This is a genomic window from Sorangium sp. So ce281 (assembly GCF_051527395.1).
Classification (GTDB): Bacteria; Myxococcota_A; Polyangia; order Polyangiales; family Polyangiaceae; genus Sorangium; species Sorangium cellulosum_B.
The window spans coordinates 1,779,358-1,794,656 of record NZ_CP150322.1; the positions used below are offsets into that span (position 1 = coordinate 1,779,358).

Annotated in this window: 13 protein-coding genes; 7 read left to right on the plus strand and 6 right to left on the minus strand. The window is 71.7% G+C overall.

What is annotated here, in order from left to right:
• Positions 1-24: 24 nt before the first annotated feature.
• Complete coding sequence (locus WMF27_RS06720; protein WP_437943971.1) at positions 25-1,158, minus strand: hypothetical protein; 1,134 nt, start codon at positions 1,156-1,158, stop codon at positions 25-27.
• A 626-nt stretch (positions 1,159-1,784) separates the two neighbouring features.
• On the opposite strand from WMF27_RS06720, the gene WMF27_RS06725 reads away from it, so the two are divergent.
• Together WMF27_RS06725 and glgX are read left to right on the plus strand one after the other, a co-directional pair.
• Positions 1,785-2,036 (plus strand): hypothetical protein, encoded by a 252-nt coding sequence (locus WMF27_RS06725; RefSeq protein ID WP_437769748.1) that lies wholly within the window; start codon positions 1,785-1,787, stop codon positions 2,034-2,036.
• 88 nt (positions 2,037-2,124) lie between these two features.
• Entirely contained in the window at positions 2,125-4,254 is a 2,130-nt protein-coding gene (gene glgX / locus WMF27_RS06730; protein WP_437943973.1) for a glycogen debranching protein GlgX, read from the plus strand.
• Positions 4,255-4,291: 37 nt separating this feature from the next.
• Here the strand turns inward: glgX and WMF27_RS06735 are convergent, their stop codons facing one another.
• The 4 genes from WMF27_RS06735 to WMF27_RS06750 form a co-directional block, all read right to left on the minus strand.
• Positions 4,292-5,611, minus strand: coding sequence for a GNAT family N-acetyltransferase (locus WMF27_RS06735; RefSeq protein ID WP_437769746.1), 1,320 nt, complete (start codon positions 5,609-5,611; stop codon positions 4,292-4,294).
• Between the two features lie 5 nt (positions 5,612-5,616).
• Complete coding sequence (locus tag WMF27_RS06740) at positions 5,617-6,504, minus strand: serine/threonine-protein kinase (RefSeq protein WP_437943975.1); 888 nt, start codon at positions 6,502-6,504, stop codon at positions 5,617-5,619.
• Between the two features lie 80 nt (positions 6,505-6,584).
• Complete coding sequence (locus WMF27_RS06745) at positions 6,585-8,366, minus strand: Rieske 2Fe-2S domain-containing protein (RefSeq protein ID WP_437943977.1); 1,782 nt, start codon at positions 8,364-8,366, stop codon at positions 6,585-6,587.
• Between the two features lie 145 nt (positions 8,367-8,511).
• Positions 8,512-9,678: an RtcB family protein gene (locus WMF27_RS06750; protein WP_437943979.1), complete on the minus strand. Its 1,167-nt coding sequence runs from the start codon at positions 9,676-9,678 to the stop codon at positions 8,512-8,514.
• 145 nt (positions 9,679-9,823) lie between these two features.
• Between WMF27_RS06750 and WMF27_RS06755 the strand changes: the two genes are divergently transcribed.
• Together WMF27_RS06755 and WMF27_RS06760 are read left to right on the plus strand one after the other, a co-directional pair.
• Positions 9,824-11,764 (plus strand): D-glucuronyl C5-epimerase family protein, encoded by a 1,941-nt coding sequence (locus tag WMF27_RS06755; RefSeq protein ID WP_437769742.1) that lies wholly within the window; start codon positions 9,824-9,826, stop codon positions 11,762-11,764.
• A gap of 32 nt (positions 11,765-11,796) precedes the next feature.
• Positions 11,797-12,186, plus strand: a complete 390-nt coding sequence (locus WMF27_RS06760; protein WP_437943982.1) for a tautomerase family protein — start codon at positions 11,797-11,799, stop codon at positions 12,184-12,186.
• On the opposite strand, the gene WMF27_RS06765 is transcribed toward WMF27_RS06760, so the two are convergent.
• Positions 12,176-12,634 carry a cyclase family protein gene (locus tag WMF27_RS06765; protein WP_437769740.1) on the minus strand — a complete coding sequence of 153 codons (459 nt, stop codon included), beginning with the start codon at positions 12,632-12,634 and terminating at the stop codon, positions 12,176-12,178. The two genes, WMF27_RS06760 and WMF27_RS06765, sit on opposite strands and share 11 nt — an antisense overlap.
• 358 nt (positions 12,635-12,992) lie before the next feature.
• On the opposite strand from WMF27_RS06765, the gene WMF27_RS06770 reads away from it, so the two are divergent.
• The 3 genes from WMF27_RS06770 to WMF27_RS06780 are packed head-to-tail and all read left to right on the plus strand — an operon-like array spanning position 12,993 to position 15,182.
• On the plus strand, positions 12,993-13,721 hold the full coding sequence (locus tag WMF27_RS06770) for an FAD-dependent monooxygenase (protein WP_437944521.1): 729 nt from the start codon (positions 12,993-12,995) through the stop codon (positions 13,719-13,721).
• Positions 13,684-14,226, plus strand: a complete 543-nt coding sequence (locus tag WMF27_RS06775) for a hypothetical protein (RefSeq protein WP_437943984.1) — start codon at positions 13,684-13,686, stop codon at positions 14,224-14,226. Before WMF27_RS06770 ends, WMF27_RS06775 begins: the two co-directional genes overlap by 38 nt.
• Positions 14,223-15,182: a phosphotransferase gene (locus WMF27_RS06780; RefSeq protein ID WP_437943985.1), complete on the plus strand. Its 960-nt coding sequence runs from the start codon at positions 14,223-14,225 to the stop codon at positions 15,180-15,182. The genes WMF27_RS06775 and WMF27_RS06780 overlap by 4 nt, the downstream gene beginning before the upstream one ends.
• The last annotated feature ends 117 nt before the right edge of the window (positions 15,183-15,299 follow it).

Consider the following 15,299-nt stretch of genomic DNA (forward strand, 5'->3'; position numbering starts at 1 on the left):
AGGGGATGCCTCGGGGATGAACGGTCAGCTCGCGCAGGGCGGCGGCTTCAGGCGGTGATCCCTGTAGTCACCGGGATTGCCTGTCTTCCCCTCGAGCGCGGCGATCGCGATATTGTACATCTCCCGCGCTGTCACGTAGTGGAGCACCCACTCCTTGCCATCGTTGTAACGGGTGGTGAGCTCCCGGTGCAGCGCGTGGCCCCCGGCGCCGAGCAGCGACTCCGCCTGGTCCTCGGGCGCGCCGTGCGTGTAGACCTTCACGAACACCCACTCGGGCCTCCCCTCGACGTGGATGTTCTGATCCACCCACGTCTTCACCCGGTCCGGCGTCGGCGGATCGATCGCCTGGAGCGCGCCGTACTCCATCCGCATCCGCACCCGGCGCCCCCGGCGCGTCAGCGCGAGCGCGAGCGGGCCCTCGATCATCAGGATCCGGTCCTCCAGCACCTCGCCGACCTTGGCCCGCGCGCCCACGGCGTGGGCGCTCCGGCGCGCCAGGTTGCCCGTCGGCCAGTAGATCTGGTTCACGATGGAGTGCTGCGACTCGTCGGGGGCCGACGGGAACGTGTAGTCGGCATAGCAGCCCGTCTCGAAGAGGAGCGGGAGCTCCGCGTCGACTCCGCAGTTCCGCGAGTCCCGCCCGGAGTTCGCCAGGCACCAGTTGCCGTGGATGAACCCGTAACGCATGCGCCCGTCCGGGTCGCGCGAGAAATGCCCGTGCTTCCCCAGGATGTCCAGGTACCTGAGGATGTCCGCGCGCAGGTTCTCCTCCGTGTCGTTGTGGTGGTGCAGGTGCAGCTCCACCTCGCCGAACCCGCGGCGCGTGAGGTCCGCCAGCGCGTCGAGCCACCCGGGCGTGTACTGCTCCCCCGGAAAGAAGAAGCTGTGACGCGGGTTCCGGCCGTCCGCGTCGCGGTACGCGCCGGCCATCTCGGGATACCCCTTCGACCACGCCCTCACCCGCGCGTCGCCGACCTCCGGTGTGGGGTTCTCCCACCCTGGCTCCCAGTGATCGCAGACCGCGAAGAGCAGGTGCCGCGGGCCGAGCGGACGCGGAGCACGGGCGTTCTCGATCCTCTGCCGGGCGTAGCCGCCGAGCCAGTTGTGAAGGTTCTTGTTCTTGAGATACTGGATCTTCGCCTGGAGTGTTCCGATCATGAGCTCTCTCGGCCGCGACGCGTTGGACCGGCGGCCGCCGCGGCGGAACGGATACTAACCTGGCTCCCCCGGGCGTAGCCATAGCCGCCTCGGGGCCGCGCAGTGATCGAGATCACCTCGCGGTCTCACGCGACGCCGCGCGGAGCGCGGCCCACCTGCCTCCCGGACGGCGCGTACGTCGTGATCGTGCGCGTCACGTTCGTCCCCCCGCGAGACGCGCGCGACGCCGTCCTCGCCCCGCAAGCAGCGAGCGCGCGCGGCCCGGCCCGCCCGCCCACGGCAAGGGGTGCGCAGCGGCCATGGAAGCTCAAGCACACCCCAGCAGAGCCCGGACGGCCGTCCCGAGCAGCCACCGTGCAGCGAACCCTTACGGCTTGCATCGTCTCTTCAATTTTTGCGCCTGGCTGTTCGGTGCGCCGCCCTGCTTTGCCGAGCGACGGCCGCTCTGGGGGGACAAATCGCCCCACCTGTGGCGGTTTGTGCCGCCCAGTCTGTCGGCCGAGCACCTACCATTGTGTCTGCGGTGAGCATCCATACGGCAGGCGCGCTGGCACGACGCCTGCTCTGGGGGTGCGGACCGTAGCCACCACCGACCAACCGTAGCCATCACCGACAAGGAGCCAGGCATGATGTCAACCGCGACGACGCTGAGCGAAGAGATGATCTCCCTCTCGCGGAGGGCCTCCCTCGAGTCACCAGCTTCGATGACCGAGGCGTGCGAGCTAGCCCGGCGGCTCGTGGACATGATCGAGCGCCTCAGGGTGTGCACTCCGGAGGGCGATCAGGCCCAGGCGCTCCGCATCGCGGAGGGGATGGCACGGAGCGTCGTGGATGTCGTGACCGACGCCATGAGCAGCCGGCGCGCTCACGTCGCCTAGCTCTACGGGAAGCCGGCCGGGCGGCCGGGGCGACGAGGCCCGAGGGGGGCGCCGCGCCCCGGCCGTGGATCCCGAAATCGAGACCAGCATGAGCTACAAGCGCAAAGGAATGCGCCCCGGGGAGCCGTACCCGCTCGGTGCGACATGGGACGGCGCTGGAACGCAGTTCGCCCTCTTCTCGGAGAACGCCGAGGCCGTGGATCTGTGCCTCGTCGACGACGAGGGGAACGAGCAACGCCTGCCGGTGCGTCACCGCACCTCCCTCGTCTGGCACGTCTACGTGCCGGAGGTCGGACCGGGGCAGAAATACGCCTATCGCGTGCACGGCCCGTGGGCGCCGGAGCGGGGGTTGCGCTTCAACCCGCGGGTGCGCCTGCTCGATCCGTACGCGAAGGCGCTCGCCTCGCGGGTCCAGTGGGACGCGGGCGCGTTCGCCCACCGGAGCGGTGAGCCCGACGGCGACCTCGCCATGGCCGAGGGGGAGGCGCTCGGCGCGCCGCTCGGCGTCGTCATCGACCCGTCCTTCGACTGGGGCGGAGAGCGGCGCCCGTACGTGCCGTTCCACCGCAGCGTCATCTACGAGGCGCACGTCCGCGGCATGACGATGCAGCACCCGGAGATCCCGGAGGAGCTCCGCGGGACCTACCTTGGCATCGCCCACCCGGCCATCATCGGCTACCTGCGGTATCTCGGCATCACGGCCATCGAGCTCCTGCCCGTGCACGCCTTCGTGCACGAGAAATTCCTGCTCGACAAGGGGCTCCGGAACTACTGGGGATACCACTCGATAGGCTTCTTCGCGCCGGACGTCGGGTACCGCGCCGGCGCCGAGGTGGCGTCGGAGGTGCGGCAGTTCAAGGAGATGGTGAAGGCGCTCCACGCCGCCGGCATCGAGGTCATCCTCGATGTCGTCTACAACCACACGGCGGAGGGCAACCACCTGGGCCCGACGCTGAGCCTGCGCGGCATCGACAACCCGACCTACTACCGCCTCGTCCCCGGCAACGAGCGCTACTATTTCGACTATACGGGCACGGGGAACACCCTCAACGTGCGTCACCCGCAGACGCTCCAGCTGATCATGGACTCCTTGCGGTACTGGGTCCTCGAGATGCACGTGGACGGGTTCCGCTTCGACCTCGCGGCGGCGCTGGCGCGCGGCCTCCACGACGTCGACCAGCTCTCGAGCTTCTTCACGATCATCCACCAGGACCCGGTGCTCAGCCAGGTGAAGCTCATCGCCGAGCCCTGGGACGTGGGCCCGGGCGGCTACCAGGTGGGCAATTTCCCGGTGCGCTGGGCCGAGTGGAACGGCCGTTATCGGGACACGCTGCGCGACTTCTGGCGGGGCTCGGGCGGCATCGCCTCCGATCTCGGGTTCCGGCTCACGGGGAGCAGCGACCTCTACGAGAACAGCGGGCGAAAGCCGTACACGAGCATCAACTTCGTCACGGCCCACGACGGCTTCACCCTGGCGGATCTCGTCTCGTACAACGAGAAGCACAACGAGGCGAACGGGGAGGGGGGCTGCGACGGCGCCGACGACAACCGCTCGTGGAACTGCGGCGTCGAGGGGCCGACCGACGATCCCGAGATCCTGAAGCTGCGGGCGCGGCAGGCGCGGAACATCATGGCCTCGCTCCTGTTCTCGCAGGGGACTCCGATGCTCCTCCACGGAGACGAGCGGGGGCGGACGCAGGAGGGGAACAACAACGGGTACTGCCAGGACAGCCCGCTCACGTGGCAGCCGTGGGGCTGGGACGAGCCGTCGCGGGCGCTCCTGGAGTTCACGCGCAAATGCCTCCGTATCCGGCACGAGCACCCGGCGCTCAGGCGCTCGATCTTCTTCAAGGGGCGCCCGATCCGCGGCGGCAAGACCTACGATATCCAGTGGTATCGCCCGGACGGAGAGCTCATGACCGACGAGGACTGGTCGAACCCGTTCACGCAGTGCCTCGGCGTGTTCCTGTCGGGGGAGGGGCTCGACGACGTGGACGAGGAGGGCGATCGGCTGATCGACGACGACTTCGTCCTGCTGCTCAACGCGTCGCCGTGCGACCTGGGCTTCCTCCTGCCCTTCGCCGATGAGCCCAGGCCGTGGCAGCTCCTCGTGGACACCCAGGACGACGCCGCCGTCGAGACGCGGAGGGGCGGGGAAGAGACGGCGCTGGCGTCGCGCTCGCTCAAGCTCTTCCTCCGCAGCCGCCGCTCTGCATAGCGCAGAGGTGGGCGGAGATCGCTGCAGAGCGGGGCGCTCAGAACGCGTTGAAGGCGCCGAGGAAGAGGGGGGGGCCGGCGAACGCGGCGTCGAGGAGGGCGGCCGCCTTGGCGCTGCCCACGACGAAGCCCTGGCTCAGGAGATCGCGCGCCGAGGAGGCGCCGAAATAGATCTGCGTGAGCCGCTCGATGGAGAGCGAGAGGCGATCGCCCGCGGTGCTGCCGGGCGCCGTCTGGACGCCGCGCGCCGCGAAGGTGACGTCGAAGGCGCGCGGCGCGTCCGTGAACACCGGGTCCTCGACGTCGACGCCGATGGCGCCGCGGACGCCGTGCTTCCGCGGCGACGGGTGGAGCGCGAGCGCGGCGGCGACGTCGACGATGCGCCCCATCGCGCCCGCCGCCGTCAGGCCGAGGACGGTGCGGCGCTGCGCCGTGTGCGCGGGCGGGCACAGGCCGGGGTGCCGGGCCGCCGTCTCGTACACGATCGGCTCGTCGCGGATGCCGGGCTCGTCGAGCAGCGGCGCGCCCTGGCCGCGCGGGAGCGCCAGCTCCACGACCTCGTACTGATCGCCGAGCGCGCCGAGGAAGCCGATGAGCCCGCGGTACGCGCCCGGCGTCGGCGCGTGGAGCTCGCGGACGAGCAGCTGCTGGGCGCCGTAGGCGCCGCCCTCCGGGACGTCGAAGAACAGGTAGCCGGCGATCGCCTTGGAGCCCGGATCCACGTAGACGGCGCCGCTCGGAGAGCGCTTGAAGACGCGCACGTCCCACCAGTAGTCGCTCCGCTTCAGCTGCCCCGTCGTCTCGGCCCGCGCGACGTCGTAGGCCTGCTTGATGAGCGGCTCGTCCCGCGGGCGGGAGAAGGCCCGCACGTGGCGGCGCAGCACCGAGTCCGGGAGCCGGTCGGGCGAGGTGCGCACGACGTCCCGGAGCTCGCAGACGCCGAAGCCGAAGCGCCGGTAGAACGAGAGCCGGAAAGGGTGGAGCAGGGTGAGCGCCTCGCCCCGGCGGCGCATGCGGCGGAGGCTCTCGCGGACGAGCCGATCCGCGATGCCCCGGCGGCGGAACTCCGGCAGCACCGCGACGGACGAGAGGCCCTGGAAGGGCACGTCCGCGCCCGCGAAGCTCATCGTCAGGTCGAGCGAGGCGACGTACCCGACGAGCTGGCCGTCGGTCTCCGCGACGATCACGTTGTCGAGGGCGAGGTGCGCGTGCTCGGTGAAATACCGCAGCCACGCCTCGGGATCACCCGCCTGGAACGCGCGGTAGGCGACCGTCGCGAGGGTGCCCTCCTCGCCCTTGCGGGCGCTGCGGAACACGAGCTCATGGTTGGAACGGCTCGGGGTGCGGGTGCGCGCCATGCCGGTCAATCTACCCTGGGAAGCGCGCTCCCTGGGCCCGGCGGTCCGGCGGCGGCCCGGCGAAGCGCTTCGGACATCTCCTCGGCCGATCCGAAGCGGCCGGACGGCTCACGGGCGAGCGCCTTGACGAACCATGCGTCGAGGGCCGGGGTGATCTCGGCGCAGCGCTGGCTCGGAGGCGAGAAGGTGCCGAGCCGGATGGCGCCGAGGAGGGCCTCGATCCCCTTCTGCTCGAACGGCGGCGCGCCGGTGAGCGCGTGGTACGCCATGATGCCCACGGACCAGAGATCCGAGCGGCCGTCGACCAGCTTCGGGTTGAAGAACTGCTCCGGGCTCATATAAACGAGGCTGCCGACCACCGCGCCCGTGTTCGTCAGCGTGGTCCCATCCGCGTCGACATCCCCCCTGGCCACCCCGAAATCGAGCAGCTTGACGCAGGGGCCTGCGCCGGTGTCGACGAGGAAGACGTGCTCCGGCGTGATGTCCCGGTGAATGACGCCGAGCTTGTGCGCCGCGGTGAGCCCCGTGCAGAGCTGCGAGACGAGCGCGAGCGTCTCCTCCAGGGGGAGGCGCCCGGCGCGCGCTAGCCGGTCGGACAGCTCCTCGCCCCGCAGCAGCTCCATCACGATGTACGAGAGGCCGTTGGGGGCGACGCCGTGCTCGTACACCTCGGCCACGTGAGGGCTCTTGATCCTCGCCATGAGCGCGCCCTCGCGGTGGAACCGGGCGACCGCGGTCGCGTCGGTCGCGAGCGACGCAGAGATGAACTTGACGGCGACCTCCTTGCCGAGCCCGAGGTGATGCGCCGTCCAGATGCTGCCGACGCCTCCCATCCGGAGGAGGGTGTCGAGCGTCAGGTGCGGCGCTACGTGGGATCCAGGCTCAAGCCGCATAGACAATCAGTATGAATGATGCTCGCACCAGTGCACGTTTCTCTTGTGCGTGTCGCGTCGCCAGCGGGCGGCCGCGCGGCTCAATACAGCCCATCGGGTGGCCGCCCATCGGACATGAACTTCTTGGCCACAGCCGCGATCCGGCGCGCGGAGAGCTCCGGCCGGACGGGGACCACGTGGGTGAGCAGCGCCGCGAGGTACGCGCCGTCGGGCTGAGGATCGGCCGACTCGAGCCGCTCCAGCGCCTCGAGCGTCTTCACGGCGTGCGCCGTGAAGATGGGCCTCACCGCGGCGTCGAACGCGGCGAAGGGGGCGAGCTCGGCGAACGCGCGCCGGCGACCCGCGGCGTCGAGCTCCCGCGCGATCGCGAGCGCCGCGCCGACGTCGCGCGCCTCCGCCGCCTGGAGCAGCCCGCCGCCTCGCGCGCGGGTCGTGGCGGTAGCGGACGCGTGCGGCGCGGCGGCGTCCGCCTTGCGGAGCTTGCCGACGAAGCCGGCCGCGAGCACCGCGAGCTGCGCGGCCTCGCGCGGGAGGGCCTCGCGCCCGAGCGCCGCCGCCGCCTCCGCGAAGGTGACGGCGTGGGTGACGTCGAGCACCCCGACCTCGGCGTCGAGGCGCGCTTCCCAGGCCGAGTCGAAGCGCGCGAGGCGGACGGCGGCGGCGTGGCCGATCGCGCCGAGCAGCGCGAGCGGCCCGGCGCCGCGCGCGAGCCAGCGCACGGTCGCCTCGACGGCCGGCTGCTCTCCTGCGAGCACCTCGGCCTCGAAGGCGGCGCGCTCCGCGCCCTCGAGCGGCGCGGCGTCCGGGCGCGCGGCCGCCGCGGCGCTGTCGGGGCCGGGCAGGGGCAGAGCGGCGAGGCGCGCGAGCGCGGCGCGCGTGGCGGTGAAGGGGGGCAGGCTGGTGTCGGCGGTCGCCCAGGCGAGCTGCACCGTGGAGGCGGCGAGGACCTCGTCGGCGGCGGACGAGAACCGCTCGGCCAGCTCGAGCGCCTTCGAGAGGAAGATGGCGCCGTGCCCGTAGTCGTACAGGTGCTGCGCGACGAAGGGCATGAGCGCGCGGCGCGCGCCGGCCGTGCCGCGGATCTCGACGAGGTCGCGCATCCGCGCCTCGGCCTCGTCGCGGCGCTCCGCCGCGAGCGCCTCGCTCACCTTCGCCGGCTCGTCGAGCTCGAAGTCGGCGATGCGCGCGAGGGGCGAGCGGGCCCCCACCTTGCCGGGGCCCTTGCCGCGGGGGCCTAGCCGGGCCGACGCCTCGCCGATCGCGTGGGCGGCGACCACGAACGCCTCCTCGGCCGGGATCCTGCCGCGCTCGACCCAGGCGCAGAGGTCCGCGAGCAGGGCGAGGCCGTGGTCGAAGCCGTACTCGGCGCGCTCCGCCCCGTCCCTGGCGAGCACCTCGAACGCGAGGTGCAGGCTGCCGAGGCCGGTCTCGCCCCGGTGGAGCCCGAGCGCGCCCAGCCGGAGGCCCTCGCGCAGCGCGCGCGCCGGCTCGTCGCGCAGGATCGCCTCGCGCAGGCCGGCGACGAGGCGCCGCACCTCGGCCGCTGTGTCGACGGCCCGGTTGAGCTGCACGCGCCCGCCGTCGATGCGGGTGGCGTAGCGCCGCACGGGCTCGCCGCCGAACGTGCAGGCGCCCGAGGCGAGCTCGAACTTCCAGTTGTGCCACGCGCAGGTCAGCACGCCGCCGCGCAGCGCGCCCTGCGACAGCGGGTAGCCCTGGTGCGGGCAGCGATCGTCGAGCGCGTGGACCTCGCCGCCGCGGAGGACGCAGGCGAAGCGCCGCCCCGTGTCGTCCTTGCGCAGCACGGGCACCTCCGCCGGAAATTCGGAGAGGGGGCCCAGATCGATCCAGTCCGACTTCATGCCTTCTCCGCGCGGCGGCGGGCGCCGCGGTGGGTGCGCGGCGCGCGTCGTGAGAGCGACGCGCATCGTAGCCGAGAGCGGGGCGGGGAGGGGCCACGAACGGGGCCGCCGCGAAAAGTTCCCCGTCCGGACCCGCGCCGGCCGCTCACCCCTTCACGCAGAGGACCTGCCGGAGCTCGGCGACGACCTCCACGAGATCGCGCTGGTCCTCCATGACGCGCTCGATCGGCTTGTAGGCGGAGGGGATTTCGTCGAGGACACCGCCATCCTTGCGGCACTCGACCCCGGCCGTCTGCGCGGCCAGGTCGTTGATCGTGAAGCGCCGCTTCGCCTCGCCGCGGCTCATCTTGCGGCCCGCGCCATGCGAGGCGCTCTCGAACGCGTCGGGGTTGCCGAGGCCGCGGACGATGTACGAGCGCGTGCCCATCGAGCCGGGGATGATGCCAAGCTCGCCCTTGCCGGCCCGGATCGCGCCCTTGCGCGTCACCAGCACGTCTTCACCGAAATGACACTCTTCTGCCACGTAGTTGTGATGGCAAGTGATGGCTTCCTGGATCGAGAGCTCGGGGAAGTGCCGGCGGAGCACGCCCTCGGCGAGGTGGAACATGGCCTCGCGGTTCGCCCGCGCGTACCGCTGCGCCCAGAAGAGGTCGTGCCGGTAGGCCTTCATCTCCGGGGTGCCGGCGAGGAACACCGCGAGATCGCGATCGGGCAGATCGCGGTTGTGGGCGAGCTTCTTCGCCGTGGCGATGTGGATCTCGGCGAGCTCCTTGCCGATGTTGCGAGAGCCGGAGTGGAGCATCAGCCACACGCCGCCGTCCGTGTCGAGGCAGAGCTCGATGAAGTGGTTGCCGCCCCCCAGCGTGCCGAGCTGACAGCGCGCCCGCGTGAACAGCCCCTGGACCTTCGGGCTCAGGCTCGTGAACTCGTCCCAGAGCGCGAGGCGCTCGAACCCCGCCGGCGGGGCGTCGTGGGCGGCGAACCCGACGGGGATCGCCCGCTCGAGGTCGCCGCGGATCCGCCGGAGGTCGTCGGGCAGATCGGCCGCGGTGAGGTTCGTGCGGAGCGCGCCCATGCCGCAGCCGATGTCGACGCCGACGGCGGCCGGCGCGACCGCGTCCCGCATCGCGATGACCGAGCCGACGGTCGCGCCCTTGCCGAAGTGGACGTCGGGCATGGCGGCGACGTGGTGGAACACCCAGGGCAGGGCGCTGATGTTCCGCAGCTGCTCCAGCGCGATCTCCTCGACCTCGTCCGGCCGGGTCCACAGCTTGATGTCCACGTTCTTGCCCTTGATCTGCGCGGGTCCCATGAGGGCAGAATAGCGCGGGGCGCACGCAGGCGAACAGCGAGGGGCGCGTGCGGGCGATCGCGAGGGGCGCGGCTACCTGGTTCGGCCTTGCGGGACCTCTGGGTTCTTGATACGCGTCGAATCGCTGCTTCCGGGGTCCTTGTTCATGCCGTCTGCTCGCGCGCGCTCCATCGCAACCCTGGCGGCCTTCGCCGCGCTGTCGTGTGGGGTCACGAGCGGTTGTGACGGCTGCAAGCCGAGCGAGGACCCTGCGGCCGGGAAGCCCGCCGCCGCGGCTTCCGCGGCGGCCAGCGCCGCGGAAGGCGCGGATGGTGCGGAACGTCGAAGACGCGCCCTGCCCGCCGGCGACGACCGCTTCGCGGCCCAGATCGCGGCGAACCTACCCCGGGTGCCCGACCCGGCGATCCTCGCCCCGGAGGGCGGGGGCGCGGGCGTCGAGCTCGACAATGGCACCTTCCGCGATCGCGCCATCGCCTTCGTCCGCCAGGTGGCGGCGGGCGGCGACAAGGTGACGTGCGATCTCGCCCTCTCGTCCAGGCGCCCCTTCCGCGCTGTCGTGATGGCCTTTCAGGAGGGGAAGCAGATCGCCCGCGGGGAGGCGTCGGACGCGGGGCTCTGCGTCGCGCTGAAGGGCGCCGCGCGCAGGGCCGTGGCCGCGGCGGGCGGCGCGGCGGCGATGACGAGCGCGCTCGCGGGCGCGCGGCTGGTCGTGGAGCTTCCGGATCATCACGAGTCGATGGTGGAGAGCGTCGAGCGCCCGGGGAAGGGCGTCGAGCTCGTCGAGGGGCTCGTGCCGGTGCGCGTCCTCGACAAGCCCCTCCTCGCGCGGCGCATCGAGGACGGCAAAGGCTATCTCCTGCGCGTCATCGATCCGCGGCACAAGGGGGTTCACAAGTACTACCGCGCCCCCGCGGACCGGTTCGAGCGCGAGCTGCACACGATCTACACCGCGTCCACGGCGCTGACGCTGCTGAAGCTGCACGCCTACAAGCCCGACGAGCGCCTGCTGCGGCTGGCGACGGAGGCCGCCGGCTTCATGATGGGCATGCAGAGCCGCGAGGCGCGCGATCGCACGGCCGGCGGCTTCTTCTATGCGTTCGACCTGGAGCGCGAGCGGCCCGAGCGCCGGCTGGTCGTCGGCACGGCGTCGAAGTCGATCTTCACGCTCCTCGAGCTCCACGGCGTCACGAAGGACAAGAGGTACCTCGAGTCCGCCGTGCTCGCGGCCGAGTGGCTGATCTCGATGCAGCGGCCGGACGGCAGCGTGCGCTCGGCCCTGACCGGGCAGGAGGGCGGGGCCTGGAAGGTCCAGGGCAAGGACTCGACGCTCTACACGGGGCAGGTCCTCTCGGCGCTGTCGCGCACCTACCGGGCCACGAACAACAAGAAGTACCTCGACGCCGCGGCCCGGACCGCGGACCACCTGCTCGCCAGGATCGCGGAGAAGGGGTGTTTCCTCGGCGACGATTACAGGAAGCCCAACCCGATCTCGAGCTCGTGGGCGGTCCAGTCGCTGCTCGACTTCGTGAAGGCCAGCGGCGACCAGCGCGTCGAGCAGACCGTCTTCCGCTGCGCCGACGACCTCGTGAAGCGGCAGTGGCGCAGGCCCGAGGACGCCTACCGCTACGGCCGCTGGCAGCGGTCGCTGTCGAGCAGCGGGAGCGGCTGGCTCGCCGAGGTGATGTCGGAGGTGTACCACCATTGCCGGAAGAAGGGCACGGAGGGCTGCGATCGGTACAAGGACGCGGTGGTCGCCGCGATCCGGTTGCTCTTGCAGTACACTTACGGTCCGGAGAGCTCGTTCGTGGTGAAGAACCCGCAGGCGGCCGCCGGCGGGGTGTTCTGGAGCGTCAGGGATCGTTATGTGCGCACCGACTCGGTGTGCCACGCGATGAACGCATACCTCAACATGATCGGCGAGCTCGGCGACGGCCCGCTGCTCACGCTGCCCGAGCGGCCCCTCGCCGAGCGGATGGCGCTCGCGGCGGAGGCGCCGGGCGCGGCGGACGCGGGGCTCCCCGAGGACGAGGGCGAGGAGGCCGCTGCGGGGCGGTCCGGGCCGAGGGGCGAGGACGCGGACGACTGAAACGAATTGACGTTGCTCCAGGAGAACTCCCCATGGCTCAGGTGAAGATCTACGGAATCAAGGAGAAGCTCAATCCGGTGAAGGAGGCCCTGTCGAGGGTGATCCACGCCTGCGTCATGGAGGCGCTGCTGATGCCGCAGGACAAGCGGGCGCATCGCTTCTTCCCGATGGAGCGCGAGGACATGCTGGCGCCGGGCGGGCGCACCGACGCCTATACGATCATCGAGATCTCGATGATCACCGGGCGCAGCGTGGAGACGAAGAAGAAGCTCGTGCGGCTCCTGTTCGACAAGATCCGGGACGAGGTCGGGATCGAGCACCAGGACATCGAGATCTGCATCTCGGAGTCGCCCGCCCACGACTGGGGGTTTCGCGGGATGCACGGCGACGAGGTCAAGCTGAACTACAAGATCAACCTGTAGGTCCGGGCGCCTCGATGTCCCCCCTGGTCACGAGGTGGTCGCTGTCCCTGGCCGCTGCGGCCGACACGTCCACCACCACCGCGGAGCCCACGAGGCGGGGTAGGGGCACGGCGTCCGCGGTCGATTTGCCCTCGGCGAAGTGGATGGGCGCGTCGAGGTGCGTGCCGCCATGCTCAGGCGCGCAGAGCGTGTACGCCGAGTAGAAATAGCCGCCCTCGGTCTTGCCATGGTGCACCGTACCGTGGGTGAAGCCTGTCGTCGCCGTGGGCCAGTAGATGGTCTTGTCGTCGAAGGGATAGGTCAGGTCGACGAGCCGCGCGCCCTCGGGCAGGCGGATGTCGCTCGCGCCAGCGCCTCCAGGGGTGTTGCCCCGCGCTCTCGCCTGCTCCGCCGCGCAGCCCGCCGAGAGCGCGGCGAGCACGAGTACCGTCGTGCTCAACGTTCGCATCGAGCCCCTCCTGGCCGGCCATGCGGCCGGCCGCCGGAGATGATTCTGTCACCGGCCTCACGCCCGGGGCATCCCATGGACAACGAGAGCGGCGCCGTGGTCCTGTCGGGCCGCAGGCGGCGACTGCCGACGACGGGCAAACGCTGCATCGCGTGGCCGGGGCGGCCGTTCAGCGGCGCGCACTTCCGCATCGACGCTGTCTACCAGCGCACGGTGTCCGAGCTGCGGGCGCGCGGCAGCGTGCTCTGGCTGGTGTTCGCGCCTCTCGCCCGGAACGCGACCCTGGCGGCGCTGAGCGTACACGCTGTGGCTGGCCCAGGCGCAGACAGAGGCGCTCCTGGAGGACCGGGCCCGCGAGCTGGGCGTCGAGATCCAGCGTGGTCGCTCGGTCGTCGAGGTCGCGGAGAGGGAAGGCGAGGTCGCGCTGCGGGTCGGAGGCCCCGCGGGGCAGGCCGAGGAGCGCGCGCGTTACGTGGTGGGGTGCGACGGGGCGAGGAGCGTCGTACGACGGTCGATCGGCGTCGGGTTTCCGGGCACGGAGACGACGGTGACGGCCATCCTGGGCGACGTGGAGCTCGACGAGCCCCCGGCCAGGCCGTTCAGGCACACGTGCTCGCGCGGCTCCGTGCTGGCGGCCCCGCTTCCGCCCGGCGATCACGAGGGCGTCTATCGCTTCGTCGTGTTCGATCCGCAACGTGCGCACGTGCGCACGTCCGAGCCGGTCACGCTCGAGGAGCTGCAGAGCGGCGTCGCGCGGATCGTCGGAAGGGACTTCCGGATGCGCAATCCACGGTGGCTGTCGCGCTTTGGCAATGCGACGCCCGTTCGCCCGTTCGCGCGTTCAGCGCCCGCGCGCTCCTGGATTCGGTCTGGCGCGCCCCGACGCGAAGCGCTAGCGTCTGGCCAGGGTGCGCAGGGGCGCCCTCCCCGCCGGAAAGAAGCCTTTCACCCTGCGACGCGACGACCGCGAGTCACCTCGCACCGTCATGACCACGTCGACATCCTCGGGCCGAGGGAGCGGGCAGCGGCCGATTCGAGAGGAGACGTCCATGATGGATCCCGTTCGCGAGCTGAAGACCCGCGCTGAGCTGCTGCACAAGCAGCTCGCGTCGAACGATGCCAGGGCGCTCTTGCGCCTGCGCGCGCTGCCCGAGCTCGGTCGCGCCGACGAGGCCGCGCTCGCCGCGGCGGTCGCCGGCATCCGCCGGAAGCACTGCCTCGCGGTGGTCGCGCGCGAGTGCGGCTTCTCGAGCTGGGAGCGCGCGCGCCTCGCCCTCGCGGGAGAGCCCGGCGCGCCCGAGCTCGGGGCGCTGCTCTACGGCCGGGATGGCGGCGTGCTGCACCACTGGTTCGCGACCTACGAGGAGGCGCGCGCCCACGTCGAGGCGCTGCCGGAGGCGTCGCGCGGCTATCTCCTCGCGTACAAACACCACTTCTTCGTCGCCGATCGCGCGTTCGTCGCGTCGCTCGGGCTCGATCCCGACGACCCGGACTGGCAGGCGATCGGGTGGGACTGGGCACGGCCCGCCGATCTCGCCGCGCGGAGCCGCCTCTACGCAAAGCGGCTCGCCTCGATGCGGGGGTGGGCATGAGCGCCCCGGAGCTGCACCCGGACCTCACCGCCGCGCTCGAGGCTGCTTTCCCGGGGCGCGCGGTCCAGGACGTGACCTCGCTCTCTGGCGGGTTCTCCGGCGCTGCGCTGATCGCGTTCGTCGTCGACGGCGTGCCGTACGTCGCGAAGCGCTTCGCGGTCGATCCGAGCGATCCGGAGCGCGCCGCGCGCGAGAGCGCGTGCATGCGCATCGCGTCCGAGCGCGGCGTCGCGCCGCGCCTGCGCCACGCGGACGCGCGGACGGGCGTGACGATCATGGACCGCATCGCGGGGACACAGCTCCGCCCGACGCGCGATCCGGCGCAGATCGAGCGGGTCGCGGCGGCGTTGCGGCGGCTCCACGACGGCCCGCCGTTCCCGCGCGGCCCGTCGCGCATGGACTTCCTGCGTTTCCTCGACGCGCAGTGCGCCGCGCTCGCGGGCGCGGGCCTGCCAGCCGAGCTCGTGCGCACCGTCGCCGAGCTGGAGCGTGTGAGCGCGCCGCACGCGCACGCGGCCGCGTGTCATCGCGACCTCAACCCGAACAACGTGCTCGTGGCGGCCGAGCGCGTGTATTTCGTCGACTGGACCCACGCGGGCGCGGGAGATCCGTTCATCGATCTCGCGCAGCTCGGTGTCTTTGCGTACCCGCGGCCCGAGCAGCGCGAGGCGCTGCTCGAGGCGTACCTCGGGAGGCCCGCGAACGACGGCGAGCGCGCGCGAGCGGGCGTTGCGCGCGCCATCGCCCTCGCCTTCTACGCCGCGAGCTTCTTCTTCGGGGCAGCGCGCCTCGGCGGGCCGCCTCCTGAAGACGACGCGTCCCGCCCGCTCGCGGAGGTCCTCGCCGCGTTCGGCGCCGCGCCGGAGCGAACGCACCCCGGCGTCGTCGCCGCCGCCCTCCTGCGCGAGATGCGACAGGAAGCCCGGGCGCTCGACGTCCTGCGCGGCTGGCCATGACGCCACGCTGAATGCAGCGCACGCTGCGACCTTGTTCCGCTCCTCGGTAGCGCACGCGTTGCGCCGGTCGAGCGCCGTGCACCGCGCTTCTTTGATATACAGGCCAGGACGGAACCG

Bases quoted from the DNA above. Each gene is read 5' to 3' on its own strand.
- WMF27_RS06720 (WP_437943971.1), bottom strand. From the start codon at position 1,158: ATGATCGGAACACTCCAGGCGAAGATCCAGTATCTCAAGAACAAGAAC.
- WMF27_RS06725 (WP_437769748.1), top strand. From the start codon at position 1,785: ATGATGTCAACCGCGACGACGCTGAGCGAAGAGATGATCTCCCTCTCG.
- glgX (WP_437943973.1), top strand. From the start codon at position 2,125: ATGAGCTACAAGCGCAAAGGAATGCGCCCCGGGGAGCCGTACCCGCTC.
- WMF27_RS06735 (WP_437769746.1), bottom strand. From the start codon at position 5,611: ATGGCGCGCACCCGCACCCCGAGCCGTTCCAACCATGAGCTCGTGTTC.
- WMF27_RS06740 (WP_437943975.1), bottom strand. From the start codon at position 6,504: ATGCGGCTTGAGCCTGGATCCCACGTAGCGCCGCACCTGACGCTCGAC.
- WMF27_RS06745 (WP_437943977.1), bottom strand. From the start codon at position 8,366: ATGAAGTCGGACTGGATCGATCTGGGCCCCCTCTCCGAATTTCCGGCG.
- WMF27_RS06750 (WP_437943979.1), bottom strand. From the start codon at position 9,678: ATGGGACCCGCGCAGATCAAGGGCAAGAACGTGGACATCAAGCTGTGG.
- WMF27_RS06755 (WP_437769742.1), top strand. From the start codon at position 9,824: ATGCCGTCTGCTCGCGCGCGCTCCATCGCAACCCTGGCGGCCTTCGCC.
- WMF27_RS06760 (WP_437943982.1), top strand. From the start codon at position 11,797: ATGGCTCAGGTGAAGATCTACGGAATCAAGGAGAAGCTCAATCCGGTG.
- WMF27_RS06765 (WP_437769740.1), bottom strand. From the start codon at position 12,634: ATGCGAACGTTGAGCACGACGGTACTCGTGCTCGCCGCGCTCTCGGCG.
- WMF27_RS06775 (WP_437943984.1), top strand. From the start codon at position 13,684: ATGATGGATCCCGTTCGCGAGCTGAAGACCCGCGCTGAGCTGCTGCAC.
- WMF27_RS06780 (WP_437943985.1), top strand. From the start codon at position 14,223: ATGAGCGCCCCGGAGCTGCACCCGGACCTCACCGCCGCGCTCGAGGCT.